Here is a 22,803-nt window from a genome sequence, read left to right on the forward strand (position 1 = left end):
ATCACGATTACCCCCGATCCTCCCTCGCCGGCCGCCCGCCTCCGGTTATGAGGCGCGTCCCGCGCTTGAAGGTGAGGTAGGCCCAAAACCAACTGAACATCACCGATATGCGGTTGCGCAAGCCCACCAAAAACGCCACGTGAACCGCACCCCACAGCCACCACGCCGGCGCGCCGCTCACATTGACGCCGCCAAAACTCGCCACCGCCGCCTTGCGGCCGATAGTGGCGAGACTGCCCATGTGGCGGTAACGAAATGGCGGCGGCGCCTCCCCGCGCAGCCTCCCGAGAATCGCCCTCGCGACATAGGTCCCGCCTTGCTTTGCCGCCGGCGCCAGACCGGGCACGGGTTTTCCCTTCCAGGCGTTGACTAGGGCGGTGTCCCCTATGACAAACACATTGGGCAGGCCGGCCACCGAGAGATCGGCTTCGACCTTCACCCGTCCGCTGCGATCCGCCGCGGCATGGAGCCACTGCGCGGCCGGTGACGCCACCACCCCGGCCGCCCATAATACGGTGCGAGACGCGATCCGCCGGCCGTTTACGAGCACACCATCCGGGTCGATGTCCGCCACTTTGCTTTCCAGTATGACCTCGACCCCCAGCCGTTCGAGCGAACGCTGCGCCTTGCGCGATAAGGCCCCGGGAAAGGTCGGCAGGAGGCGCGCTGCCGACTGGACCAGCACCACGCGCGCACTGGCGGGGTCGAAGTGACGGAATTCCTTCTCCATGCCGTAGCGCACGAGCTCGGCGATGTCGCCTGCCAGTTCCACACCCGTCGGTCCGCCGCCCACGATCACGAATGTGAGCAGACTCCGGCGTTCGGCCAAATCTTCCGCGGATTCCGCCCGCTCGAAGGCGGCGAGAATGCGTCGCCGTATCTCCACGGCGTCGTCGATGGTCTTAAGGCCCGGTGCATGGGGTTCCCACTCGTCGCGCCCGAAATAACTATGTGAGGCACCGGTCGCCAGCACCAGGTAATCGTAAGGCAGGCGCCGCTGCCCGATCAGCACGGCCTGCCGGTCGGTATCGACCCCGGTGACATCGCCCAGCAGGACCTCCACGTTCAAGTATTCACTAAAAAGGCCACGCACGGTCGTGGCGATGTCGGCCGGCGACAATGAGGCGGTGGCCACCTGATACAGCAGGGGCTGGAACAGGTGGTAATTGTGACGGTCAATCAAGGTTACCTGTAGCGGCGCCCGCGTCAACCGCGACGCGCATGCCAGGCCCCCGAAGCCGGCGCCTACGATCACCACGCGCGGGGCACCCTTTGGGGCGACGGCCTGCTCTGCACTGATCTTCGAAAGGATATGCGCGATCCATCGGTCAAGCGACAGCGGGCCCGCTCCGTACAGGCCCAGCAATGCAAGCGTCATCACGAAATAGACGTCGGCCGGACCGGCCGCACCCACCACATGCATGCCGGCCACGACCACGATGAGCAAGAGCGCCATGGGGCGCGCCGCCAGGCCGAATGCCAGGAGCAAGGCGCCGGTCAACGCCAGCACGGGTGCCGGCGCGAAATGCGCAAGCGAGTCTTTGGGGATGAGCTTTACCAGCCCGACCGGTAACGACATCTTGGTGCTGACCGCGCACAGCGCCAAGGCCAGCCATAGCCGGACGAACAATTGATAATAGGGCCGGAGGTAGCGTGTGATGGCGCGCGCCAGGCGTGTCAGAGGCGTGGCCAAGGGTAGTGCGGTATCCCCCAAGCCGCGCGCCAGCAGATGATCCAGCGACAGCGATCCGGCGCCGCAGACGACCAACCATCCAAACAACACCGCTGAATACAGGTTGATGTCCAAGGGCAGGTAGTTCAGCTGGACCACCAGCACGAGAATGAGCATATAAAGCGCCGCCCATCGGGTCGCGAGCCCCAGTGCGAGCAGGATCGGGATGGTCATCTGCAGGGCCGCGCCCAGATAGGTGGGGCTGAGCGGTTCCACCCACGGCACGGGATAGGCGACATGCGACAGGTAGGGTTCGACACTGACACCAAAGATCTTGAGCACACCCGAGACGAAAAAGACCTTGGCGAGCCACAGGCGGATCAGGAGATCCACGATCGGCCCGGTCGATCGCTCCAGCAGGCGATAGACCGCCGCGATGACGCGCACCGGCCCGGACAGCCGATGGGTCACGAGTCCTCCAGAGAGGCGTCGACTCTCCTCATGCCAGGCACCCGGCCTCTAGGGGTATGCCCACCCGATACGACACGGGCGAGTGCGGGAAGAGGTACCATCATGCTCGGCCCATTAGTTTTTCCGATAGGGCATAATTTCATATTATGTTGACGCGACTCAATACCCGGCCGTCGCGAAATACGAAAAAGACGGGCTCGCGTACCACACGGGTACCGACGGGGGGATGCAAGCGGCGAATGACAGGCCCTGCCCGCTTCGGCATTCATGCCAGAGACAGAGCGGCTCTTTCTCAAAAGGGCGCAAGCACAACGGAAGATTCCGGATGTTGTAACCACGTCGCCCTGCGATCGCGGCGAGAGCCGGAAAGACCTTTGCTGCGGGCATCAGAACCCACCGGCTCATTGTGGGCCGTATGGTCCATTAGCCGTGGGGAGGTTCGGGGATCGCGGGACATTATCCAAGATCGAGATCCCTGAGCGGCTTGCGCCCGGAGGGCACCGGGCCCCTGCGCTTCGTTCCCGCGGACAACGAAATCGCCGTCACAAGCGCCATGCTGCGGCGACTTCCCTCAAGATCCCGCGAGCGCATCATCATGGCGACGTCGCGTGGGCTCGGGACCCCCTGGTGGCGGCCGACACGAAGGTTCGCGGCTACTTCCAGGCACAGACCGTGTGGTGAGGCGAAGGGGCCCAAGCGAGCCCCGGAACATCATGCCATGGCCCCATCCCTCGATGGGGCCGGCCGATGCATCCGCCAAAGATCAACGGTGCATCATCATAAAGCGCATGGGCGGCATGCGATGGTACATGTTCACGAGCTTGTGCCACTGATCGATCGACAATGTCTTGCGCACGATGCGCACCTGGGCGACCTCTAGATCCAGCAAGCGCGCATGGTCATGATCCAGACGGTTCAGGATATCGTGCACGGTCCCCGCCCCGGCGCCTCGCAGCAGGGCCTCATGGAGCGCCCTCTTGTCATTGCGCAGGCGTTTCATGAGCGGCACCGCGACACGCATGTGGCGGTTATGCCATACGGCAAGCGTGCTCACCTGATGATCGCTCAGATGCAGGCTGTAGGACCGCATCTCCGCCAATGGCAGGACCATGGGAATCATGGGATGGTGGAGAAACCGATGGCGCATGACGACATGGCACCCCGGGGGCGGCGCGGCCATGGGCTTCATGGGGGGCATGGCGAACGCCGTCCCCGTGGTGAGCAGACCGAGCAGTGCAAGCGTCAATCGCGATTTCGACATGAAAGGCTCCTTTCCGTAAGAGATAAACACCCTGTTCCGTGACCGCCATTATGCCTGCCCAGATTAATCCCGGCGACAGCCGCGAGATGTAGTGTTTTGCAACGGCCCGGCCGTCGCATTACGCCCGCCACGACCTCTCTCATTCACGGGTCGCGATGATCGGACGCGGTGGTATATTCGCGCAGATAGTTGCGAAAGGCGCCAGCTACCAGCGATGGCGACTTGCCCTTGCGGTTGACGACATACCAGGATCGGGCGATCGGCAGATGCTCGACATCGAGCACCCCCAGATGGCTCGAGGGCGACCCGCTCATGATCAAGGGCTTCTATGACACGCTGCGCGATCTGCGCACGCCGCAGAGCCTCGAAAACGGCCTGTTCTTCGATCAGGACTGGGCATCCCTGAACCGCGTCATGCCGGTCGCCTCCGGCGGCATCCATGCCGGGCAGATGCACCAGCTCATCCACTATCTGGGCGAGGATGTGATTCTGCAATTCGGCGGCGGCACGATCGGGCATCCGATGGGCATTCAGGCCGGCGCCACCGCCAATCGCGTGGCGCTTGAAGCCATGATCCTGGCGCGCAACGAGGGCCGCGACTACCTGAAGGAAGGCCCGCAGATCCTCGAGGCGGCGGCCAAGACCTGCACGCCCTTGAAGGCCGCGCTCGACACCTGGAAGGACATCACCTTCAACTACGAATCGACCGACACCGCGGACTTTGTCCCGACCGTGACGGCCACCGTCTAGGCGCATCGATCAAGGAGGCCATACCCATGATGACGAACCCGGGCAATCGCCTGACTCAAGGACAATTCTCGTTTCTTCCCGACCTGACCGATGCCCAGATCACAGCGCAGATCCAATACGTGCTGAACCAGGGCTGGGCGATCGGTGTCGAATATACCGACGACCCGCACCCGCGCAACACCTACTGGGAGATGTTCGGCATGCCGATGTTCGACCTGAAGGACGCGGCCGGCATCCTGATGGAGATCAACGACTGCCGCAAGACCTTCCCCAACCACTATGTGCGCGTCACGGCGTTCGACGCGTCCCAGGGATGGGAGACGCCGCGCATGTCGTATATCGTAAACCGCCCGAAGAAGGAACCGGGCTTCGGGCTCGTGCGCCAGGAGGTCGACGGCCGGCGGATGCGGTACACGATCCACAGTTACGCCACCGACCATCCGGAGTCCGAGCGCTACTGACGCGGCAAAGGGGGCCAGGATCGCCGTCTTTCTTGTGACGGCGGCGGCCTGCCCGATCGTAGGCGAAATCCGCTCCGCGGGAGAACACACGATGGGCATGGGCGAAGAATCGCGGACCACAGGGCCTGGGATACCGAACGACGATACACCGGTCGATCTTGAGGCGGAGTTCAACGACTCACGCGTCCAGGAGGTGCTCGACACCCTCGACCGCGAGCTGATCGGCCTGCGGCCCGTGAAGACGCGCATCCGCGAGATCGCGGCGCTCCTGCTCGTCGACCGCCTGCGCAAGCGTTACGCGCTGACCGCCGGGACGCCAACCCTCCATATGTCCTTCACCGGCAATCCCGGGACCGGCAAGACCACCGTGCCGCTGCGCATGGCCGAGATCCTGCACCGCCTGGGCTATGTGCGCGAGGGTCATCTGATGGCCGTCACGCGCGATGATCTCGTGGGCCAATACATAGGCCACACCGCCCCCAAGACCAAGGAGGTCATCAAAAAGGCGATGGGCGGGGTGCTGTTCGTAGACGAGGCCTACTATCTCTACAAACCCGAGAACGAACGCGACTACGGGCAGGAGGCGATAGAGATCCTGCTGCAGGTCATGGAGAACAACCGCGACGATCTGGTGGTGATCCTGGCCGGCTATAAGGACAAGATGGAGCGGTTCTTCGCGAGCAATCCCGGCATGCGCTCGCGTATCGCCCACCACGTCGATTTTCCGGACTACTCGGCGCCGCAACTCATGGCGATAGCAAAACTCATGCTTGCCGAGCAGAACTATGGCTTCAGTCCGGCCGGCGAGAAGGCGTTTGCCGACTACATTCCGCTGCGCATGAAGCTTGGACATTTCGCCAACGCGCGCTCCATCCGCAACGCCCTCGACCGCGCGCGCTTGCGGCAGGCCAACCGGCTGTTCGCGGGCAAGCGCCGGCCGCTCACAAAGCGCGACCTCATGACCATAGAGGCCGAGGATGTGATGGCAAGCCGTGTGTTTGGCGAAGGGGCCGCGGATACCGATGCCACCCCGACGCGCTGATCACGGATCGGGGGAGGTCGCGAGACCATCCAGTGCCGCGATCCAGCGGGCCTTGTCGTCGGTCCCGGCCCAACTCGCCTCCAGGCTATTGCGCGCGAGCGCGGCCCAGGTGGCGTGATCGAAACCGAAGGCTTCGTGCACGGCACGAATGTTATCGTTCATGTAGCCCCCGAAGTAGGCGGGATCATCGCTATTGATCGTCACGCGTACGCCGGCTGCCATCAGCGCCGGCAATGTATGGTCCTTCATGGTGGGAAAGACCCGCAGGCGTACGTTCGACAAGGGGCAGACGGTGAGCGCGACGCCGTCGGCGGCCAACCGCCGCACCAACGCCGGATCATCAACGGCTCGCACGCCATGGTCGATGCGCGAAGCCCCCAGGACATCGAGGGCCTCGGTGATATACGACGCCGGACCCTCTTCACCGGCATGGGCCACGACGCGCTTGCCGAGAGCATGCACGCGCGCGAATACGCGCGCGAATTGCGCGGGCGGATGGTCGCGTTCCGAGGAATCGAGACCAAAGCCATCGATGTCATCCAGAAACGGCTCGGCGGCGGCAAGCGTCGCGAATGCCTTCTCCTCGCTCAAATGCCTGAGGAAGCACAGGATGAGTCGGCTTGTGATGCCAAAGCGCCGCACACCCTCGGCACGCCCGGCATTGAGGCCGGCCATGACCTCGGCGAGCGCGATGCCACGCGCCGTATGGGTCTGGGGATCGAAGAATATCTCGGCGTGAACGACGCCGTCGGCGTGCGCGCGGCCGAGATAGGCGAGCATGAGGTCGGCGAAGTCACGGCTGGTGCGCAGTACATCCGCGCAGGCGTAATAGAGATCGAGGAACGACTGGAGATCGGTGAATGCCTTGGCGGCATGCAGCGCCTCCTCGTCGGCATACGGCAGGGTGAGTCCGTTACGACGCGCAAGCGCGAACGCGAGATCAGGCTCGAGCGTTCCCTCGATATGGACATGCAGCTCCGCCTTGGGCATGCGGCAAGCGAATTCGAGAGCGGATAGAACGGACGGTGGCATGATTTCCCCCAGGGACGCAAGGCCCCTATTATGCCCGATACCATCGCGGCGCGCTCGGCTGGCTGTATGGTTCGCCGGCGCCCCCCACTATCCTCCGATCGCCTCCCAGTGGGCGGCGCCGGGAGGCACGATCGGCAAGGCCTGCTCGCGGGCATCCACCGGCACGCGCACAAGGCACGGCCCCGGGGTGGTCAGCACGTCCGACCAGAAATCCCGGCCCTCGCCCGCGTCACCGGTGTCGAAGGCCGGTATCCCGAACCCACGCGCGATGGTGACGTAATCGGTGGCCTGCGCGAAGCGCGAGCCAAACCCGGACGCGGCATAGAACAACGCCTGCTGCTGGGCCACGAGCCCGAGCGACTGATTGTCGAGGACGATCACCTTCACGTTGACGTCCGCCTCGGCGACGGTGGCCAGCTCCTGGATATTCATCAAAAGCCCGCCATCGCCCGTGAAACAGATCACCGGGACCTCGGGTCGGGCGTGCGCCGCGCCGATCGCGACGGGCAGACCAAAACCCATGGTGCCAAGGCCGCCGGATGTGAGCCAGCGCCGGCCATCCGCCAACGGATAATGTTGCGCGACCCACATCTGGTGTTGCCCAACATCGCTCACGACGATTGCCTCCGGGGGTGCGGCGCGCGCAACCCTCTGCAAGAGCGTACACGGGGCGCCAGGACCACCCTCCTTGTCCGGATGCGCGGCCCGCAAGGCCGCCACCCGGGCCTGCCATAGAGGGCGCGTGCGCGGCCGAAGGAGAGGCAGGAGCGCCCTTAAGACGCACCCCAGGTCGCCTGCAATCGCGATATCGGGGATGCGCAGCTTGCCGAGTTCGCGCGCATCGATGTCCACATGAATCACCTTGGCCTGCGGGCAGAAGTCGGCGAGCCGTCCGGTGGCGCGATCGTCGAAGCGCGCCCCCAGGGCTATCAGGAGGTCAGTCTCGCGCAGCACGGCATGGCTTGCGCGCGAGCCGTGCATGCCCAACATCCCGAGCGACAAGGGGTGCCTCTTGGGGAGTGTGCCGAGCGCCATCAGGGTCATGACCGCGGGTATGTCCTGGCATTCGGCCAGGGCGCGCGCGAGCGGCGCCGCCTGCGCCGCCACGAGCCCGCCGCCGAGGTAAAGGATGGGGCGTTGCGCGCCGGCGATGGCCTCGGCCGCGACCTCCACGCTCGTATCCGCCGGGGCCGCAGGCAGGGCCGGGGTCGAGGACTGCGCTGATGCGCACGCAGCGGACACACATTCGGTCTGCACGTCCTTGGGGATATCGATCCACACCGGCCCGGGCCGTCCCGACCGGGCCTCCGAGAATGCGGTGGCGAGGATCCCGGGGAGCTCATCGGCACGGCGCACCTGCGCGCTGAACTTGGTGACCACGCGCGCCAAGGCGCAGGTATCCACCTCCTGGAAGGCGTCGGTGCCGATCATCGCGCGCGGGACCTGACCTGTGATCGCCAAGAGCGGGATGGAGTCGCGCTGGGCATCGGCCACCGCGGTCAAGAGATTGGTCGCGCCCGGACCGGACGACGCCAGGCACACACCAACCCTACCGGTCGCGCGCGCATAGCCCTGGGCCACGAAACCCGCCGCCTGCTCATGGCGGACGAGCAGATGACGGATCTGTGCGGATCGCGCCAGGGCATCGTAGATCGGCAGGATCGTGCCCCCGGGTATACCGGCCACGAGGCGCACCCCGTGGCGCTCGAGCAAGGTCACGAGCAGTTCGGCGCAGGTCACGGACATCGTTCGACTCCTTTAGCAAGGGCCGGAGTCCGCCGAGGAATGAGGTCGTGAAGGGACGCTATCCGCCGGCGGCCTGCCGGCGGATGAGTTAGACGTTTACAAAAGGTCGCTCTGGCCGCCGGCGTTCGTTACGCGTACGACCAGGACCGCGCCGTCGAAACGGCGCGCGGGACCGGGACAAAGGCGCGACAGGCAAGCGGTCATCGGATTTCCTTTACAAATTGTCGATCATTGTGCGTGATCGCGTACCGCGACACAAGGGGGAGCGTGGACCTCGGCCTCGCGCCGGGCGGCATCCCCGGCGTCCTTGATCGCGGTCAAGGATTACCTGACCACATTAGTCAAGTATTGTCTTGCGCCGTACGCGATGGCGCCCGCGGCGCGCTTATCCCAACCGATTGGAGACCCTCCTCATGACGATTGCCCACAATCACCTGCGCGATGATCGCACCTACCCATTCGACGCCCGCGGGATCGCCAAGCGGTTTCGGCACGCCGCCATCTTCGGCGCCCTCGATGCCCTGAACCCCGGCGAGGCCATGGACTTCCGCAACGACCACGACCCCATCCCCCTGCTCCAACAAATGGAGCAGCGCTATGGCCACCAGGTCGCCATCGAGTACCTCGAGCGCAACGCCGCGGGCGTCCTGATCCGCTTCACGCGCCGCCCGGCCTGAAACCCGCGGGCCATTAAGGGCGTATCGGACAGGCGGCACGCGGCTACACGATGAGCCGCGCGCCGCCGGCCATGAACGACACCATGAACCTCTGCAAGGATGCGGGCAGATCAAGCGGCGTGAGCAGCATCTTCACCGCCGGCTGAAAGGGGTAATGCCGGCGCATCCACACGCGTATGCGGTTACGGAAAGCCCGAAAGTCGTCACGCGTGAACGCCGCGCGCGATTCGCAGACGAGACTCACGTTCTTCACGGCCAAATAGGCGTCCTCGCTATCGATCTCGGCCACCCGTCGCCAGATCTCGCGCGCCACGCGCCATCGGGAATGCGGTTCGCGCCCCTGATAGTCGCGATAGATCCGGTAGAACCCTTTATAGTGGCCGATCTCGTCATCACGGATGTGGCCGGCCAACGCGGCCAATACCGGCTCCGGGCTGGCGTGCCGCAGCATCCCATAAAAGCTCGACGTACCCGTCTCCACCACGCACCGCGCGGCCATTTCCAGGGTGCGGGTCGGTCCAAGCCGCGCGGTCTCGCAATACGGCGCGTAATCCGCCCGGAACCCGTCGAACCCCCGCTGCCAATCGAAGTCGGGCCATACGGATAGAACATAGCGTTTCAAGGCCTCACCGTGCTGCACCTCCTCCGGCCCCCATTTGTGCGCAAGCCAGGCACAGGTCTCGTCGTCACCGGCATAGTAGTCGCCCAGATTGCGGGCATACAGATCGGAGAGGATCTCCACGAACGATGAGGCGGCGAGCAGGTAAAACCAGTCGCGATCATCGGCGATCATGGCCCGATCCACCTGGTCGTAGGGGATGTCGTCTGGCGACCATCGTCGCCGGAAAGGCTTAAAATGCGTCTCCACAGCGGGTCCTCCCATCGGTCTTGTGACGCCTCTTACGCACGGCCGCGGTCACGGGACGGCCGCCACGGACCGTCGGTCGTGCCGGCCGATGGGTCTGGGCATGCCGTCGCGTTAGTATAAAAAACCATCCGGAGGCCCGCCAGCCGACGTCCGGCCCGCGTCCCGGGCGGCCTTACCGGTCGAACCCACACAACGAGACGGAGATCGCCATGCACGATCATGACACAACGGCACCGGACAACGATGCCCATTTGCCCACCGAACCGGATGTCGAGATCGCGGTCCTGGCCGGCGGCTGTTTCTGGTGCGTCGAGGCCGTCTTTCGCGAACTGCGCGGGGTCCTGAAAGTGGAATCCGGATACTGCGGCGGCACGCGCGAGACCGCCGACTACCAACAGGTATGCACGGGACGCACCGACCACGCCGAGGCGGTGCGCATCTCCTACGACCGGCGGCAGATCCGCTACGAAGACCTGCTCATGGTGTTTTTCTCGATCGCCCACGACCCGACGCAAAAGGATCGACAAGGCAACGACCGCGGGCGCCAATACCGTTCTGCCATCTTCTACAACGATGAGCGCCAGCAGGCGGCGGCGACCACCCTCATCGCGCAATTGACGCGTGATCAGGTCTTCAAAAATCCCATCGTGACCGAGATCGTGCCTGCAAGTCCGTTCTATCCGGCCGAGGCCTATCACAACAATTACGCCGCCTGCCACCCGGACCAACCCTACGTCGTGCATGTCGCGACCCCCAAGGTCACCAAACTCCGGCGCTATTTCACGCACATGCTGCGGCACGCCCCGCTATCATAACCGCTGGCACAAAAAGGAGCGGCCCATGAATGATGAGACATCCAAACGCTATTCGGCATCCGGTTACGACCTCTCGCCGCTGCCCGCCGTCGTTTACGAGCGGCGCGTGAAAGACCTCACCCCCGAGGAGCGACGAGTCCTGCTCGCCTCGGGCACCGAAACGCCGTTTTGCGGCGGCCTGCTCGATGAACACGGTGTCGGGACCTTCGTCTGCCGGCTGTGCGCACTGCCGCTCTTTCGGTCCCAGGATAAATTCGAGTCGGGCACCGGTTGGCCGAGCTTCACGCGACCCCTCGATCCCGACCATCTCACACGCATCACTGATACCAGTCACGGCATGACACGCACCGAGATCCGCTGCGCGCGCTGTCAGTCCCATCTCGGGCACGTCTTTCCCGACGGGCCAGCCCCGACCGGCGAACGGCATTGCGTCAACTCCGTGTCGCTACGCTTCATGCCCGATGGCACGCGGACCGATCTCGGGGATCACGACGCCTAAAGCGACGGCGAACCTCGCGGCAAGGCCCGAAGGTCCCTGGTACAGCCCGCTCGACGCCCTAGACTGACGGTTGGTCACATAGGACATGACGCCATGCGCATGATCGTCAACGGGATCGAAAGGACAACGCGCGCATCGCCGGATACGCCTCTCTTATGGGTGATTCGCGATGAATGGGGGCTGCTCGGGACCAAGTACGGTTGCGGTATCGGGGTGTGCGGGGCGTGTACCGTCCATATCGATCACGCACCCCTGCGCGCCTGCGCGCTCCCGGTGGGATCCCTGGCCGGCCGGCATGTCACTACGATAGAGGGCCTGTCTTCGGACGGCATGCATCCCGTGCAAAAGGCGTGGGTGGCGGAGGATGTCCCGCAATGCGGTTACTGTCAGTCGGGACAGATCATGAGTGCCGCGGCGCTATTGGCGCGCCATCGGTGCCCGAGCGACCGCGAGATCGACGCCGCCATGGCCGGCAACCTGTGCCGGTGCGGGACCTATACGCGTATCCGCCGAGCCATCCATCGCGCCGCCCGGGCCTGCGATCATGGTCACACGCCGTGACTTCCTGAAGGCCGCGGCCCTGACCGGAGGCGGGCTTGCGCTCGCCCTCGACACGCGCATCGCCAAAGCCGAGATCGCGCACCACGGGGTACGCGGGCCATCGGTCTTTACGCCCAACGCCTGGATCCGTATTCATGCCGACGACACGGTGGTCGTCGTGGTCGACAAGTCGGAGATGGGGCAGGGCGTCATGACCGCGCTGCCCATGCTCGTGGCCGAGGAACTCGACGCCGATTGGGGACGTCTGCAGATCGTGCAGGCGCCGGCGGCGCCGGCCTATATCAATCCCGTCCTGGGCGCGGAGGCCACCGGCGGCAGCACCAGCGTCTCCTCGAGCTACCGGCCGCTGCGCGTGGCCGGGGCAGCCGCGCGCCTCATGCTCCTGCGCGCCGCAAGCCTGCGCACCGGCATCGCCATGGGCCATCTGCACACCGCGCGCGGCGCGGTCCTGCTACCAGATGGCCGGCGTCTCCCCTATGGCACGCTGGCGCGCGCGGCGGCGCGCTTGCGCGTACCGCACGATCCGCCTTTGAAGTCGCCACGGCACTTTCATCTGATCGGGCGGCCGCTGGCGCGCATCGACACCCCCGCCAAGACCACCGGACAGGCGATCTTCGGCATCGATGTGCAAAGGCCCGGTCTTCTGCTCGGGGCGGTACGCAGACCACCGACCGTAAATGGCCGCCTTTGCGATTACGATGCGCGCGCGGCACAGGGCCTACCTGGAGTACTGACCCTGGTGCGCGTCGATCGCGGGCTTGGCGTGGTGGCGACCGATACCTGGGCGGCCTGGAAGGCCTTGGATGCGGTCCATTTTCATTGGGATGAGGGGGGCTGCGCGAACCTGTCGACACCGGCGATCCGCGCCTGGTATCGGCAGGCGGCCACGAGCCGAGGCGCCATCGCCGAACGGCGGGGCGATGCGCGCTCGGCGATTGCCGATGCCGCGCGCGTCATTACAGCCGATTACGAGGTCCCCTACGCCGCGCACGCGCCGCTCGAGCCGATGAACTGCACGGCCCACATCCACGATGGTCTTTGCGAGATCTGGGTGCCGACGCAGGCCCAGACCGGGGCGCAGATCACCGCCTCGCGATTGACGGGCCTACCCGTGTCACGCATCGTCTGCCACACCACTTTGCTCGGTGGCGCCTTTGGCCGGCGGCTCGAGCAGGACTTCGTGGCCGATGCCGTGACCTTGGCCAAGACCGTGCCAAATCCTGTGAAGGTGGTGTGGTCGCGCACCGAGGACATGACCCACGACTTCTATCGCCCCTACAGCTATCACCGCGTGATCGGTGCGCTGGATGCCGCAGGCCTGCCCATAGCCTGGCAGCAGACGATCGTCGCGGCATCACTCATGCGCACGCGCGATCCGTCCGCGATCAAAAACGGCGTGGACCCGACTGCAGTCGGCGGGGCCGTAGGCATGCCCTATCGTATCCCTCACGTCGAGATCGACTATGTGGAGCGCGACACCCGGGTACCGGTCGGGTTCTGGCGTTCGGTGGCCGATTCCTATACCGCGTTCGTCAAGGAATCGTTCATCGACGAACTCGCCCATGCCGCCGGCCGCGACCCCCTGGCACTACGCCGCACGCTCCTGGCCGGCGACCACGAGCAGCGGCGCGTGCTGGATGCAGCCGCACGTGTCATCGGCTGGGGGCGTCCACGGGCCCGCGGGCAGGGTTTCGGGATTGCCGTCCATAGGTCGTTTGGCACTAGCATGGCCCAGGCCGTCTCGGTCAGGATACGGTCGGACAGGCTTCGCATCGAGCGCGTGGTCTGTGTCTGCGACTGCGGGCTCGTCATCAACCCCAACATCGTGCGCGCGCAGATCGAGGGTGCGGTCGCGTTCGCCCTGCAGGCGGCCCTGAAGGGACCCATCACCGTGGCAAACGGCCGGATACAACAGCGTAACTTCGACAGCTATCCGCTATTGCGCATCGACGAGATGCCCGCTGTCGACATCCATATCCTGCCGGGCGACGGACCCCCGCGCGGCATGGGCGAACCGGGAGTTCCTCCGGTGGCGCCGGCCCTGGCCAACGCCATCTTTGCGGCGAGCGGCATCCGCTATCGCACCCTACCGCTCCCTCAGGTCTTGCGATGACGACAGCCGATGGCGGGGATGGCGCGGTGCTGAGTGCGCTAAGCCACTGGCAGGCGCAGGGGCTATCGGTGAGGCTCGTCACCGTGGTCCAGAGTTACGGCTCGGCCCCTTATGGGGTCGGCACCCTGTACGCCTTGAATGCGCAAGGCCAAGAGGCCGGCGTCCTCGCCGGGACCTGTCTTGGTTCCTGGGTCAAGACGCGCACCGGCCGGATCAAGGAACGGCGCGTAGCGGTGATCACCGCCGGATCCGCGGACGGGCTTGATCTGCCCTGTGGCGGGCGTCTCGAGTTTCTGATCGAAGACAATCCCGATCCCGACCATGTCTGCGAATGGCGCATGGCCCTGGGCACCCGGGCATGCATCCGCCGCACGATCGACACGGCGGGTGGCCGGCCGCTACTGGCAGCGGCATCAGCGCGCGAACCCTGCCGATGGACGGGCCATCTCTGGCAGGGAATCTACGGCCCCGACTGGTGTCTACTCTTGGTAGGCGCCGATGCCGTCAGCGCCCATCTGGCGCGGATCGCGCAGACCCTCGGTTTCTCGGTCACCGTGAGTGAACCGCGCGCCGAGCACAGGGCGGGCTTTCCGGCAGGGCTCGGCACCGTCACCGAGGCCATGCCCGATGATGCCGTGATGGCCCTGCAACCCGACGCGCGTACCGCGATCGTGGCGCTCGCGCATGACCCGCGCCTCGACGATCTGGGTCTATGGGCGGCGGCCCCGAGCGCGGCCTTCTACGTGGCGGCGCTGGGCTCGGCGGCGACCCACGCCAGACGCTGCGCGCGACTCTTGAGTCTCGGCCTCGATCCGGCCGCGGTATTGCGTATCCAGGGCCCGGCGGGGCTTGCCATCCACAGCCGCACGCCGGCCGAGATCGCCGTGTCCATAGCCGCGGCATTGGTGAGCCACAGGCGTTGCGAAACGCATGCACGGACCGATTTCCACGCCACCTAAGGAGGTAGCTCATTTATGGTCACGGGATTACTGTTGGCCGCCGGCCGCAGCCGGCGTTTCGGATCACCTAAGCTCGTCGAGCCCTTGGATGGCGTGCCGCTCGCCGTGCACAGCGCACGCGCCCTGCGCGCGGCGGTCGATCGCGCCGTGGCGGTCATAAGGCCCGATGATCTAGCGCTTGCAACCGAGTTCCGCGAGGCCGGATTCGAGATCGTCTGCTGCCCGGACGCACACAGCGGCCAGGGGGCATCGCTGGCCTTCGGCGTCCGCATGACCGGCGGTTCAACGGGTTGGCTTGTGGCCTTGGCGGACATGCCCTGCATAAAGTCGGAGACCGCCCAGGCCGTAGCCGCCCAGCTGCGCCTCGGGGCGATCATTGCCGCCCCCTATTTCCGCGGACACCGTGGCCATCCGGTGGGTTTTGCGAGGGCGCTTGGGCCGCAGCTCGGGGCCCTCACGGGGGACGCCGGTGCGCTCGCGCTCATCAAGGCGCACCGCCATCTCGTGGTCAAGGTGCCGTGCTCGGACTCGGGCATCCTCACCGACATCGATGTGCCCGAGGACCTGTCCCGCCTCACCGCAAGCCGCGACCCGCGATCCGCCGACAGCGCCCAGGGCTAGGCCGCACATCCGGCTTTATGCGCTGCCGGGCGGCACGTGGCGCGCGTGATAATGAGCGCCTCTTTTGACCATTGTCGCAGCATCTGACGGAGGATTGAGCATGGTGACGAGACGCGATCTCTTCAAACAGGCGGGGGTCACCGCGATCGGCGCGGCCGTCGCCGGCGGGGCCGCTGCGCGCACCACCGCGCTGCCGGACTTAGAGCCATCGTCGGCGCGTAGCCTGCGCGAGCTCACCATGGCCTTGGCGCGGGCACCGTATCACCGCGACTTCAAGACCGTCCCCATGATCCTCACCAATCGCGATCAATGGGATAGTGCGGCCCTGGATCTCGTGCTGCGCTACCAGGCCGGCCCGCGCCAGGTCTGGGACAACACCGCAATCGCAAGCCCCTGGCTCAACCTCATGCGTAACGCCATGAATACCCAGATCTGGTCATTCGGCCATCCGAACTTCCTGTGTGTCTCGGCGACCCACGGGTCGGCCCACCTCGCGCTCTACGATGCCTATATTTGGAATAAGTATCATCTCGGCCGGTTCACGAAGGGCAAAGCCCCGACCAACAAGTTCGTCAACGAACCCGCGGCCGCGCACGCCAATCCGCGCGACTACGAGGACACCAAGGGCGTGTATTCCCCGCATGACAACAGCATTCCGGTATTGCAGCGGCGAGGGGCGGTGTTTCTCGGCTGCCACAACGAGGTCTGGGAGTTCACCATGAAGCTCCACAAAAAGGGCGTGAACCCCGACCACCTGAGCCATGAACGCATGGCCGCGGAATTCACCAACCACCTCATCCCCGGGGTGATCCTCACCCCGGGGATCGTGGGGACGCTCCCGCAACTCGAACTCGCCGGCTTTCAGTACGCCAAGTGACTGCTCCCCGCCCTGATGGGCCATAGGCCATCCGGCCTACAATGTACGGCCCACAATGACGGCGGGGTGTTACGGCGCTTTCTGATAAACGGGCCCTTATTCCCGGGAGCGCGGCGTTTTGCCGGGCGCCTCCCCTATTCCCTCCTCGACCGCCTCCAGGATCGGGCAGGAATGGTCGGTGTGGCGCCGGCAGTCGGCGAGCAAGGCCTCAAGCACCGACTCCATGAAACATAGCGCCTCGCGCTTCTCGCGCAGCAGCGCGAGCTTGCCTTGAGCCAGGCGCTGGATCTCGCCGCAGGTCGACGGATCATCGGCCGACAGCGCCAGCATATCGCTGATCTCAGTGAGCGTAAAACCCAGGGATTTGGCGTGCTTTATGAACTGCATGCGACGCACGAGCGGCCCCGGGTAACGGCGGATCCCGCCATAGGGGCGCGGTGGCTGGTCGATGAGACCGCGGCGCTCATAAAATCGTATGGTCTCGACCGAGACACCGGCGGCCTGTGCGAGATCGCCGATCGTCATTCCTGCCGCCTTTTCTCTGCGCTCTGCCACGGACTGCCCCCATCAAAAGCCAACATGCGCCCGAGACCTTTATAGCCCCGGTATCTTACAGACCCCATCCCTACCAGACCGGCTTCACTGTCCTGGCGGCCACAGGAAGCCCTTTAAGGCCGCCGCTGCGGCCGGATCGACTCATGCCCCAGGCAGGACCGTTACGGGGGTAAGCCCTGTTCGGGGGCGGGGCGGTGCCAGCATGGTGAGCGCCGCCGGTGACACATCCCGTCCTGATCGCGCCCCCGATAGCCGTGCTTGCGCTAGCGAGTGCACCCAGGCGGTCTACCCTGCGGTGGGCAGCACATCGGGCGGGGCATCGCCTGAGATACCCCGCAGCAGGACATCCCCACAGCGGAGCGCGCGGGCGCGCCGGTCGGTGGCCGGCATCCCGGGATGGACCGGTCTGCGCTCGCCCCCGCGTGGCCCTCTTCGTATCTTGCCATGACCGCGCCCTGCCGGTCATCGTCACCTCGCCGATCGTGGGCCGGTTTGCCGGCCTTGGGGCCGACACAGAACCGCCTCCAGGCCTTGGTCCGATGCCGAAACGGCCCTTACCCATAAGCGGAGGGGAGACTTACTTCGGCCGTGGACATCCTCCCCGCTCTTCAGGGAGAAGGATGTCCACACGGGACCTTCCTTGCCATCGGGGCCGGCGCCGTCTACCGTTACCTAAAAGACCGCAATCGCGGCGAGGGAGGGGACATGGACCTTGCACGGGTGTTCGCCGGGCTTCTATGGCTTTGCGCAACGACGTCGGCCGTCGCCGCCTTGGTCGGCTCGCCGACACCCGCCAATCCCTGCCCGATCGCCCAGCGTTACTGCCGAGCACGAGGCCCGGAATCCGGCGTCCCTCACGACTACCCACCCCGCCGCTTTTTGCGGCAAATGCGCATCCACTGTTCGCTGACCCTGATGCAAAAATTGGCGCGCGGCCCCCAGCAGCTGTTCGGGCTCGGGCTCGCGCCCCGCCTGTGCCACCTCATGGGCGCATTCCTTGGGGCGACGCCCGGTGAATGGCGCGCCCTCGTGATTGCGCAGATGAGCGGTGGCGACTTCAAGACGACGCCTGCCGGACAACAACTGATGCGTCAGATCAAGGCTGCGGCCAGATCGCAATTGACCCCGGTCCCGCACGGCGGCCCTTTCCCGCGACCCGGGGTCGGCACCGCCTCGGGGCCTGCCTGGATACCCGATTCCCGGGCCGCCAGCGCCGCGCTTGCCAGACGCTTGCGCCTGGTGCGCGTCGCCCTGGAGCGCGCCATGATCCTCAAGACCGGAAGGCCGGTCAGACTCCCGACCGGCGTGTGTACCGCCGTACTGATACTCTCGCCCAGCGGCCGAGTCCGCCAGATGATGCGACCGCATTGCTCGAACTCGGGCCTGCAAAACGCCTTTTGGCAGGCAGTGTTCATGCACGGCCCACTGCTCGCGCTTACCGGCCGGACACCCTATCGCGTCCATGTGGGCGTCATTGCGCCCTTGGCGGAGCCCGGCCTGGGCCTGGGGCGCTAGGGCACCCCAAGGGTGATGGGTATATAGGGGGTGCGACTGACGGCATCGGCAGGCCTGTCACCCGCGATGTCGCCGTGGCATGCCGGCTGCAAGGCCCAGGTTAGCCCGCGCGCCTGCCGGCAGCCGCATGCCGGGCGACTGAATGCCGCCGCTCTTGCCGGCCCTGACACTTAGGCGGGTTGTGCCTCTAGCCGCTTCACCATGGGGATCAGCTTGGCGTGGAGCTTACGGTAGCTGATGGGGCCAACGAACTTGTAGGCGATGATCCCCTGCTTATTGACGACAAAGGTCTCGGGGACGCCATAGATACCCCAATTGATCGCCGTCATCCCGCGCTTGTCCGTGACGATCATCGAATACGGGTCGCCGAAGGCATCCAGGTAGTGATGCAGACCCTTGGGGGTATCCTTGTAATCGACCCCCACCAACCGCACGAGGTGCAGGGCATGGAGTCGCATGAGGTTTGGCATCTCCTGCTTGCAGCTTACGCACCATGACGCAAAGACATTCAGAAGCGTCACATGCCCTTTCAGGTCGGCATTGGTCAGATCCACGTTCGGGGTCGTCGCCAACGGCAGGGAAAACGCCGGCATCGGCTTGCCGATCAATGGCGAGGGAATGTAGGTGGGGTTCAAGAACAGACCGCGCCCGAGCGCTACCCCGATGGCGATGAACAACGCCACGGGGATCAGGAACTTCTTCACGACAGCGCCGCCTTGGCCTTGGCGGCCATCGAACGCTTCAACTCCGCGGCCACATCCGGTGGCATGTAGTTAGCACCGTGCTTGGCGAGTACCTGGCTTGCCAGGAACGTCGTCGTGCCCACGCGCCGCCCCTGGACCACCACGCCCTGCCCCTGCCGGAACAGGTCCGGGAGGATGCCCGTATAGTGGATCACCATGCTGTGACGCAGATCGGTGACCGTGAAGGTCGTATGCAAACCATCTTTCTTGATGCTGCCCTTCTCGACGATACCGCCCAAGCGAAACACCCCGTGACTGGGGGCCTTGCCCTCCAAGACCTGCGTGGGGGAATAGAAGAACACGAGGTTGTGCCGGAACGCCGTCAACACCAGCCACACCGCGACGCTCACACCCGCCAGTCCGACCAGGACGAATATGAGTCTCTTATTCTGCTTCCTCATGCACATCCTCCTCGTCGTCATCCCGGATACGGCGCAGCCGTTCCCATACCCGGCGCTTCTGGATCAAGGGCTGCACGATATTCAAAAAGACCATGAGACCGGCGAAGCCATAGGCCGCCCAGATAAATACCGAAAAGCGCCCCATCTGCAGAAATCCCGGCAGACTCATGACCGCGACTCGATAAGCTTGCGCACCCAGTCCGCGCGGCGCTCGCGCCAGAGGATCTCGCTGCGCGCGCGCACGCACAGCATGGTCAGATAAAAGAACATGAAACCAAGCGACATGATGATGAGCGGAATCAGCATCGTGATATAGATCTTCGGCTGACTCGTCAGGGTCAGCGATGCCGGCTGATGCAGGGTATGCCACCAATACACCGAATAATGGATGATCGGCACATTCACCACCCCCACGATCGCCAGGATGGCGCTCGCGTGCGCCGCGCGGCGCGGATCATCGATGCTCGCCTGGAGCGCCATATAACCGACGTAGAGGAAAAACAACACGAGTTCCGAAGTCAGGCGGGCATCCCATACCCAATAGGTTCCCCACATCGGCTTGCCCCACAACGACCCCGTCACAAGCGCGGTCAAGGTAAACGACGCCCCCAGTGGCGCTGTCACCTTGGCAAGAATATCGGCCAGACGAATGTTCCAGATGTAGCCGGCGGCGGCAAACAGCGCCATGGCCACATAGGCCATCATCGACATCCACGCATTCGGCACATGGACGAACATGATGCGATAGGCATTGCCCTGCTGATAGTCGGGCGGCGCCCAATAAAGCCCGAGATAGAGACCCGATACGAACAACAGCGTCGTCAGGGCCGCGAACCACGGGGTCACTATCCCCGCGAGTTCGTAGAACCGCTTGGGCGCCCCGTATTTGTGAATGAGCTTCATCAATCGAGTGACACACGCAAGGCCGCTGAACTTGCCCATGGGGCAAAACTTAAAGCCAGCGCCAAAAACGCCCCCAGTAACGATAAATGCGCAACCGACGCGAAGCCCTGACCCGCTGATGCCGCGACCGCCTCGGCGCCGAATATCAGGACCGGAGTATACAATGGCAACACCAGCAGGGAAACCAGTACCCCACCACCCCGCACCCCGAGCGTCAGCGCGGCCGGGATCGCGCCGATCAAAGTCAGGGTCGGCGTACCCAGCAGAAGCGAACCAACGAGCGTTCCTATCGCCTTGGTCGGCAACGCCATCTGTATCGCGAGCAGCGGCGACAACAGCGCGAGCGGCAGACCCGTCAGCACCCAATGCGCGGCGATCTTGGCGAGCACCATCGCCGATAGAGGATAAGGACTCATGAGCAGCTGCTCCAGACTACCATCCTGATAATCGCTCGCAAACAGATGATTCAGGGACAGGGTGGTCGCCAACAGGGCCGCCACCCACAGCACCCCCGGGGCCACCAGCATCAACTCGCGGCGCTCCGGCCCTATCGCCAACGGAAACAGCGTCGTGACGATCAAAAAAAACACGAGCCCCGCCATGATCTCGGTACTGCGCCGCCAAAACACCAGGAGCTCACGCACGAATACGGCGCGCATGGCGCCCAACACCCCGCCTCTCATCGCCGCGTCCTGCAATACCGCGCCAGCTCGAAATCGCGGATGCCCGGCAGATCAAAGGCCTGATGCGACACGACCAGTGCCAGTCCACCCGCGGCCATGTGCTCTCCGATCAAAGACGACAGGCTCGCGACCGAGGCCACATCCAGGGCCGTAAACGGCTCATCGAGCACCCACAACGGCCGACGCAGTACCAGCAATCGCGCAAGCGCGAGCCGCCGCTTCTGCCCCTGCGACAGGTGGCGCGCCGGACGATCGGCCTGCGCGCGCAAACCGACGCGTGCCAAGGCCTCGTCCTCGCCCTGCCCCGCGTGGCCCCGGCGCGTGAACACGCGGCTTGCCAGCCTGAGATTCTCCGCCGCCGTCAATTCGCCCTGGATTCCATTCAAATGTCCGACGTAGGCGACCTCGGCGGTGAAATCCTCGGCCAGATCCGAGATGCGCTCGCCGCGCCAGCGGATCTCCCCACGCATCGGCCGCGACAGCCCGCATAGCGCCCGCAATAGCGTGGTCTTCCCCAATCCATTGGGCCCGCGCACATGCACGGCCTCGCCGGCGTCGAGCGTGAGAGACAATCCCGCAAACAGCGTCCGGTCCCCGCGCACGCACGAAAGTCCGTGCACAGCGAACAGGGGGTCACTCATGGAGCGGCCGCCGGCGCCTGCGACGCTGCGCCTTGCCCCAGACCGGCGGGCGCCCGCCCATGCTCGGCTGCGAGAATCGTGCGGATCTTGCTCACCGCCGTGTCCACACCGCTGCGCGCCTTGCTGCCCGGAGGAAGCTCCTTCTGAAGTTTGGCCCAATACATCAAAGTCTTGTGGAAGTGATGGCGGTTATAGGAGGCAAGCCCGAGAAACCACAGCGCGTCTTGCTGGTGCGGGTCCCGCTTATAGAGCCGACGGAACAAGGTATACACCCGCCCCGTGGTCTTGGCAGGGTGCGCCGAATACAGCAACCATGCGTAATTGGCCAGTACCGCCTCATCGTCGGGGGCGAGATGATAGGCCCGCGCATAGGCCGAACGCGCGCCCTTCAAGTTCCCCAATACGACATTGGCACGCGCGAGCTCAAGCCAGCCGCCGGTATCACGCGGATGATGGGCCAGATGGCGGCGAAGTTTGGCCACCATGCTAAGGACCATGGGCGGAAAGCCGTGGACGCCGCTTACCCGCCCTTTGGCATTGAGCGTCGCGAAGGTCAGCAACGCGGGCTTGTTCTGCCAATAGTCCATCCCACCGGCAGCCACCGTGAGCCCCACCAGCAGGCCCACCAATACTGCGCCGCGACGGCGAAGCTTGTCGGGGCCGCTCGGCGCCGTTGCCTCCCCGGCCTCCAGGGCCCGCAGGGTTTGGGCCAACGCATACTTGAGGCGCGCGGTCTCCTCGTGGGCCACCGATTCGTCAATGCGCCCATCGTTTCGGTCCGACTCAATTTCGCGAAGCTGTTTCAGCGTCTCCTCACGCGTCAGTTCCAGGGCGATTCGGTCGCCCTCGGCCGCGGCGCGCCCCTTGATGGGGCGCGTCAGAAACCACGCCGCAAACAAGGCGAGAAACGCCGACAACATGATAATGACGAACATAA

At 65.0% G+C, this 22,803-nt stretch carries 25 protein-coding genes and 1 pseudogene; 12 read left to right on the top strand and 14 right to left on the bottom strand.

Annotation, left to right across the window (positions count from 1 at the left end):
- Positions 1 to 7: 7 nt before the first annotated feature.
- The 3 genes from C4901_RS12445 to C4901_RS17770 all read right to left on the bottom strand — a co-directional run bounded on the left by C4901_RS12445 (position 8) and on the right by C4901_RS17770 (position 3,718).
- Positions 8 to 2,143 carry an FAD-dependent oxidoreductase gene (locus tag C4901_RS12445; RefSeq protein ID WP_110137606.1) on the bottom strand — a complete coding sequence of 712 codons (2,136 nt, stop codon included), beginning with the start codon at positions 2,141 to 2,143 and terminating at the stop codon, positions 8 to 10.
- Between the two features lie 763 nt (positions 2,144 to 2,906).
- Positions 2,907 to 3,404: a hypothetical protein gene (locus tag C4901_RS12450; RefSeq protein ID WP_110137607.1), complete on the bottom strand. Its 498-nt coding sequence runs from the start codon at positions 3,402 to 3,404 to the stop codon at positions 2,907 to 2,909.
- A gap of 143 nt (positions 3,405 to 3,547) precedes the next feature.
- Entirely contained in the window at positions 3,548 to 3,718 is a 171-nt protein-coding gene (locus C4901_RS17770) for a hypothetical protein (protein ID WP_168185443.1), read from the bottom strand.
- Here C4901_RS17770 and C4901_RS12455 point away from each other — a divergent pair.
- The 3 genes and pseudogenes from C4901_RS12455 to cbbX all read left to right on the top strand — a co-directional run.
- Positions 3,699 to 4,154 (top strand): annotated as a pseudogene (locus C4901_RS12455) (RuBisCO large subunit C-terminal-like domain-containing protein); the annotation flags it as partial. The gene C4901_RS17770 and the pseudogene C4901_RS12455 overlap by 20 nt on opposite strands.
- Before the next feature lie 26 nt (positions 4,155 to 4,180).
- The gene (locus C4901_RS12460; RefSeq protein ID WP_110137608.1) at positions 4,181 to 4,615 is read left to right on the top strand and encodes a ribulose bisphosphate carboxylase small subunit; all 435 of its coding nucleotides are present in this window, start codon (positions 4,181 to 4,183) and stop codon (positions 4,613 to 4,615) included.
- 97 nt (positions 4,616 to 4,712) lie between these two features.
- Positions 4,713 to 5,657: a CbbX protein gene (cbbX, locus tag C4901_RS12465; protein ID WP_110138644.1), complete on the top strand. Its 945-nt coding sequence runs from the start codon at positions 4,713 to 4,715 to the stop codon at positions 5,655 to 5,657.
- On the opposite strand, the gene C4901_RS12470 is transcribed toward cbbX, so the two are convergent.
- On the bottom strand, positions 5,658 to 6,647 hold the full coding sequence (locus tag C4901_RS12470; protein ID WP_205735990.1) for an adenosine deaminase: 990 nt from the start codon (positions 6,645 to 6,647) through the stop codon (positions 5,658 to 5,660).
- A gap of 129 nt (positions 6,648 to 6,776) precedes the next feature.
- Positions 6,777 to 8,435 (bottom strand): biosynthetic-type acetolactate synthase large subunit, encoded by a 1,659-nt coding sequence (gene ilvB / locus C4901_RS12475; RefSeq protein WP_110137610.1) that lies wholly within the window; start codon positions 8,433 to 8,435, stop codon positions 6,777 to 6,779.
- Between the two features lie 413 nt (positions 8,436 to 8,848).
- Between ilvB and C4901_RS12480 the strand changes: the two genes are divergently transcribed.
- On the top strand, positions 8,849 to 9,112 hold the full coding sequence (locus C4901_RS12480; protein ID WP_110138645.1) for a DUF2249 domain-containing protein: 264 nt from the start codon (positions 8,849 to 8,851) through the stop codon (positions 9,110 to 9,112).
- A gap of 43 nt (positions 9,113 to 9,155) precedes the next feature.
- On the opposite strand, the gene C4901_RS12485 is transcribed toward C4901_RS12480, so the two are convergent.
- Positions 9,156 to 9,980, bottom strand: a complete 825-nt coding sequence (locus tag C4901_RS12485; RefSeq protein WP_205735991.1) for a ferritin-like domain-containing protein — start codon at positions 9,978 to 9,980, stop codon at positions 9,156 to 9,158.
- A 209-nt stretch (positions 9,981 to 10,189) separates the two neighbouring features.
- Here C4901_RS12485 and msrA point away from each other — a divergent pair, with 209 nt between their 5' ends.
- The 7 genes from msrA (at position 10,190) to C4901_RS12520 (ending at position 16,425) form a co-directional block, all read left to right on the top strand.
- Entirely contained in the window at positions 10,190 to 10,795 is a 606-nt protein-coding gene (msrA, locus tag C4901_RS12490) for a peptide-methionine (S)-S-oxide reductase MsrA (protein ID WP_110137612.1), read from the top strand.
- A gap of 25 nt (positions 10,796 to 10,820) precedes the next feature.
- Positions 10,821 to 11,294: a peptide-methionine (R)-S-oxide reductase MsrB gene (gene msrB / locus C4901_RS12495; RefSeq protein WP_110137613.1), complete on the top strand. Its 474-nt coding sequence runs from the start codon at positions 10,821 to 10,823 to the stop codon at positions 11,292 to 11,294.
- 93 nt (positions 11,295 to 11,387) lie between these two features.
- Complete coding sequence (locus C4901_RS12500; protein ID WP_110137614.1) at positions 11,388 to 11,855, top strand: (2Fe-2S)-binding protein; 468 nt, start codon at positions 11,388 to 11,390, stop codon at positions 11,853 to 11,855.
- Complete coding sequence (locus C4901_RS12505; protein ID WP_110137615.1) at positions 11,839 to 13,968, top strand: xanthine dehydrogenase family protein molybdopterin-binding subunit; 2,130 nt, start codon at positions 11,839 to 11,841, stop codon at positions 13,966 to 13,968. Before C4901_RS12500 ends, C4901_RS12505 begins: the two co-directional genes overlap by 17 nt.
- Positions 13,965 to 14,927, top strand: coding sequence for an XdhC family protein (locus tag C4901_RS12510; RefSeq protein WP_110137616.1), 963 nt, complete (start codon positions 13,965 to 13,967; stop codon positions 14,925 to 14,927). Before C4901_RS12505 ends, C4901_RS12510 begins: the two co-directional genes overlap by 4 nt.
- A 15-nt stretch (positions 14,928 to 14,942) precedes the next feature.
- On the top strand, positions 14,943 to 15,548 hold the full coding sequence (locus C4901_RS12515) for an NTP transferase domain-containing protein (protein ID WP_110137617.1): 606 nt from the start codon (positions 14,943 to 14,945) through the stop codon (positions 15,546 to 15,548).
- Between the two features lie 100 nt (positions 15,549 to 15,648).
- A complete protein-coding gene (locus C4901_RS12520; RefSeq protein WP_110137618.1) occupies positions 15,649 to 16,425 on the top strand; it encodes a transcriptional initiation protein Tat in 777 nt (258 codons plus the stop codon).
- A gap of 96 nt (positions 16,426 to 16,521) precedes the next feature.
- On the opposite strand, the gene C4901_RS12525 is transcribed toward C4901_RS12520, so the two are convergent.
- Positions 16,522 to 16,950, bottom strand: coding sequence for a MerR family DNA-binding protein (locus C4901_RS12525; protein ID WP_110138646.1), 429 nt, complete (start codon positions 16,948 to 16,950; stop codon positions 16,522 to 16,524).
- Between the two features lie 735 nt (positions 16,951 to 17,685).
- Between C4901_RS12525 and C4901_RS12530 the strand changes: the two genes are divergently transcribed.
- Positions 17,686 to 18,495, top strand: coding sequence for a hypothetical protein (locus tag C4901_RS12530; protein WP_145960717.1), 810 nt, complete (start codon positions 17,686 to 17,688; stop codon positions 18,493 to 18,495).
- Between the two features lie 170 nt (positions 18,496 to 18,665).
- Here C4901_RS12530 and C4901_RS12535 read toward each other — a convergent pair whose 3' ends face one another.
- The 7 genes from C4901_RS12535 to C4901_RS12565 are packed head-to-tail and all read right to left on the bottom strand — an operon-like array spanning position 18,666 to position 22,801.
- On the bottom strand, positions 18,666 to 19,199 hold the full coding sequence (locus C4901_RS12535) for a DsbE family thiol:disulfide interchange protein (protein WP_110137620.1): 534 nt from the start codon (positions 19,197 to 19,199) through the stop codon (positions 18,666 to 18,668).
- Complete coding sequence (ccmE, locus tag C4901_RS12540) at positions 19,196 to 19,639, bottom strand: cytochrome c maturation protein CcmE (RefSeq protein WP_065968709.1); 444 nt, start codon at positions 19,637 to 19,639, stop codon at positions 19,196 to 19,198. The genes C4901_RS12535 and ccmE overlap by 4 nt, the downstream gene beginning before the upstream one ends.
- A complete protein-coding gene (gene ccmD / locus C4901_RS12545; protein WP_110137621.1) occupies positions 19,623 to 19,808 on the bottom strand; it encodes a heme exporter protein CcmD in 186 nt (61 codons plus the stop codon). Before ccmD ends, ccmE begins: the two co-directional genes overlap by 17 nt.
- Positions 19,805 to 20,581 carry a heme ABC transporter permease gene (locus C4901_RS12550; RefSeq protein WP_240611768.1) on the bottom strand — a complete coding sequence of 259 codons (777 nt, stop codon included), beginning with the start codon at positions 20,579 to 20,581 and terminating at the stop codon, positions 19,805 to 19,807. The genes ccmD and C4901_RS12550 overlap by 4 nt, the downstream gene beginning before the upstream one ends.
- Positions 20,542 to 21,225, bottom strand: coding sequence for a heme exporter protein CcmB (ccmB, locus tag C4901_RS12555; protein ID WP_110137623.1), 684 nt, complete (start codon positions 21,223 to 21,225; stop codon positions 20,542 to 20,544). The genes C4901_RS12550 and ccmB overlap by 40 nt, the downstream gene beginning before the upstream one ends.
- Positions 21,222 to 21,866, bottom strand: coding sequence for a cytochrome c biogenesis heme-transporting ATPase CcmA (ccmA, locus tag C4901_RS12560; protein ID WP_110137624.1), 645 nt, complete (start codon positions 21,864 to 21,866; stop codon positions 21,222 to 21,224). The genes ccmB and ccmA overlap by 4 nt, the downstream gene beginning before the upstream one ends.
- Positions 21,863 to 22,801 carry a hypothetical protein gene (locus C4901_RS12565; protein WP_110137625.1) on the bottom strand — a complete coding sequence of 313 codons (939 nt, stop codon included), beginning with the start codon at positions 22,799 to 22,801 and terminating at the stop codon, positions 21,863 to 21,865. Before C4901_RS12565 ends, ccmA begins: the two co-directional genes overlap by 4 nt.
- Between the last annotated feature and the right edge of the window lie 2 nt (positions 22,802 to 22,803).

It is taken from the genome of Acidiferrobacter sp. SPIII_3 (genome assembly GCF_003184265.1).
In the GTDB taxonomy this organism is placed as follows: Bacteria; Pseudomonadota; Gammaproteobacteria; order Acidiferrobacterales; family Acidiferrobacteraceae; genus Acidiferrobacter.

Excerpts from the sequence above, each read along its gene's own strand:
- C4901_RS12450 (WP_110137607.1), bottom strand. The coding sequence starts at position 3,404 with ATGTCGAAATCGCGATTGACGCTTGCACTGCTCGGTCTGCTCACCACG.
- C4901_RS17770 (WP_168185443.1), bottom strand. The coding sequence starts at position 3,718 with ATGAGCGGGTCGCCCTCGAGCCATCTGGGGGTGCTCGATGTCGAGCAT.
- C4901_RS12460 (WP_110137608.1), top strand. The coding sequence starts at position 4,181 with ATGATGACGAACCCGGGCAATCGCCTGACTCAAGGACAATTCTCGTTT.
- cbbX (WP_110138644.1), top strand. The coding sequence starts at position 4,713 with ATGGGCGAAGAATCGCGGACCACAGGGCCTGGGATACCGAACGACGAT.
- C4901_RS12470 (WP_205735990.1), bottom strand. The coding sequence starts at position 6,647 with ATGCCCAAGGCGGAGCTGCATGTCCATATCGAGGGAACGCTCGAGCCT.
- ilvB (WP_110137610.1), bottom strand. The coding sequence starts at position 8,435 with ATGTCCGTGACCTGCGCCGAACTGCTCGTGACCTTGCTCGAGCGCCAC.
- C4901_RS12480 (WP_110138645.1), top strand. The coding sequence starts at position 8,849 with ATGACGATTGCCCACAATCACCTGCGCGATGATCGCACCTACCCATTC.
- msrA (WP_110137612.1), top strand. The coding sequence starts at position 10,190 with ATGCACGATCATGACACAACGGCACCGGACAACGATGCCCATTTGCCC.
- msrB (WP_110137613.1), top strand. The coding sequence starts at position 10,821 with ATGAATGATGAGACATCCAAACGCTATTCGGCATCCGGTTACGACCTC.
- C4901_RS12500 (WP_110137614.1), top strand. The coding sequence starts at position 11,388 with ATGCGCATGATCGTCAACGGGATCGAAAGGACAACGCGCGCATCGCCG.
- C4901_RS12505 (WP_110137615.1), top strand. The coding sequence starts at position 11,839 with ATGGTCACACGCCGTGACTTCCTGAAGGCCGCGGCCCTGACCGGAGGC.
- C4901_RS12510 (WP_110137616.1), top strand. The coding sequence starts at position 13,965 with ATGACGACAGCCGATGGCGGGGATGGCGCGGTGCTGAGTGCGCTAAGC.
- C4901_RS12515 (WP_110137617.1), top strand. The coding sequence starts at position 14,943 with ATGGTCACGGGATTACTGTTGGCCGCCGGCCGCAGCCGGCGTTTCGGA.
- C4901_RS12520 (WP_110137618.1), top strand. The coding sequence starts at position 15,649 with ATGGTGACGAGACGCGATCTCTTCAAACAGGCGGGGGTCACCGCGATC.
- C4901_RS12525 (WP_110138646.1), bottom strand. The coding sequence starts at position 16,950 with ATGACGATCGGCGATCTCGCACAGGCCGCCGGTGTCTCGGTCGAGACC.
- C4901_RS12530 (WP_145960717.1), top strand. The coding sequence starts at position 17,686 with ATGGACCTTGCACGGGTGTTCGCCGGGCTTCTATGGCTTTGCGCAACG.
- ccmE (WP_065968709.1), bottom strand. The coding sequence starts at position 19,639 with ATGAGGAAGCAGAATAAGAGACTCATATTCGTCCTGGTCGGACTGGCG.
- ccmD (WP_110137621.1), bottom strand. The coding sequence starts at position 19,808 with ATGAGTCTGCCGGGATTTCTGCAGATGGGGCGCTTTTCGGTATTTATC.
- C4901_RS12550 (WP_240611768.1), bottom strand. The coding sequence starts at position 20,581 with ATGGGCAAGTTCAGCGGCCTTGCGTGTGTCACTCGATTGATGAAGCTC.
- ccmB (WP_110137623.1), bottom strand. The coding sequence starts at position 21,225 with ATGAGAGGCGGGGTGTTGGGCGCCATGCGCGCCGTATTCGTGCGTGAG.
- ccmA (WP_110137624.1), bottom strand. The coding sequence starts at position 21,866 with ATGAGTGACCCCCTGTTCGCTGTGCACGGACTTTCGTGCGTGCGCGGG.
- C4901_RS12565 (WP_110137625.1), bottom strand. The coding sequence starts at position 22,801 with ATGTTCGTCATTATCATGTTGTCGGCGTTTCTCGCCTTGTTTGCGGCG.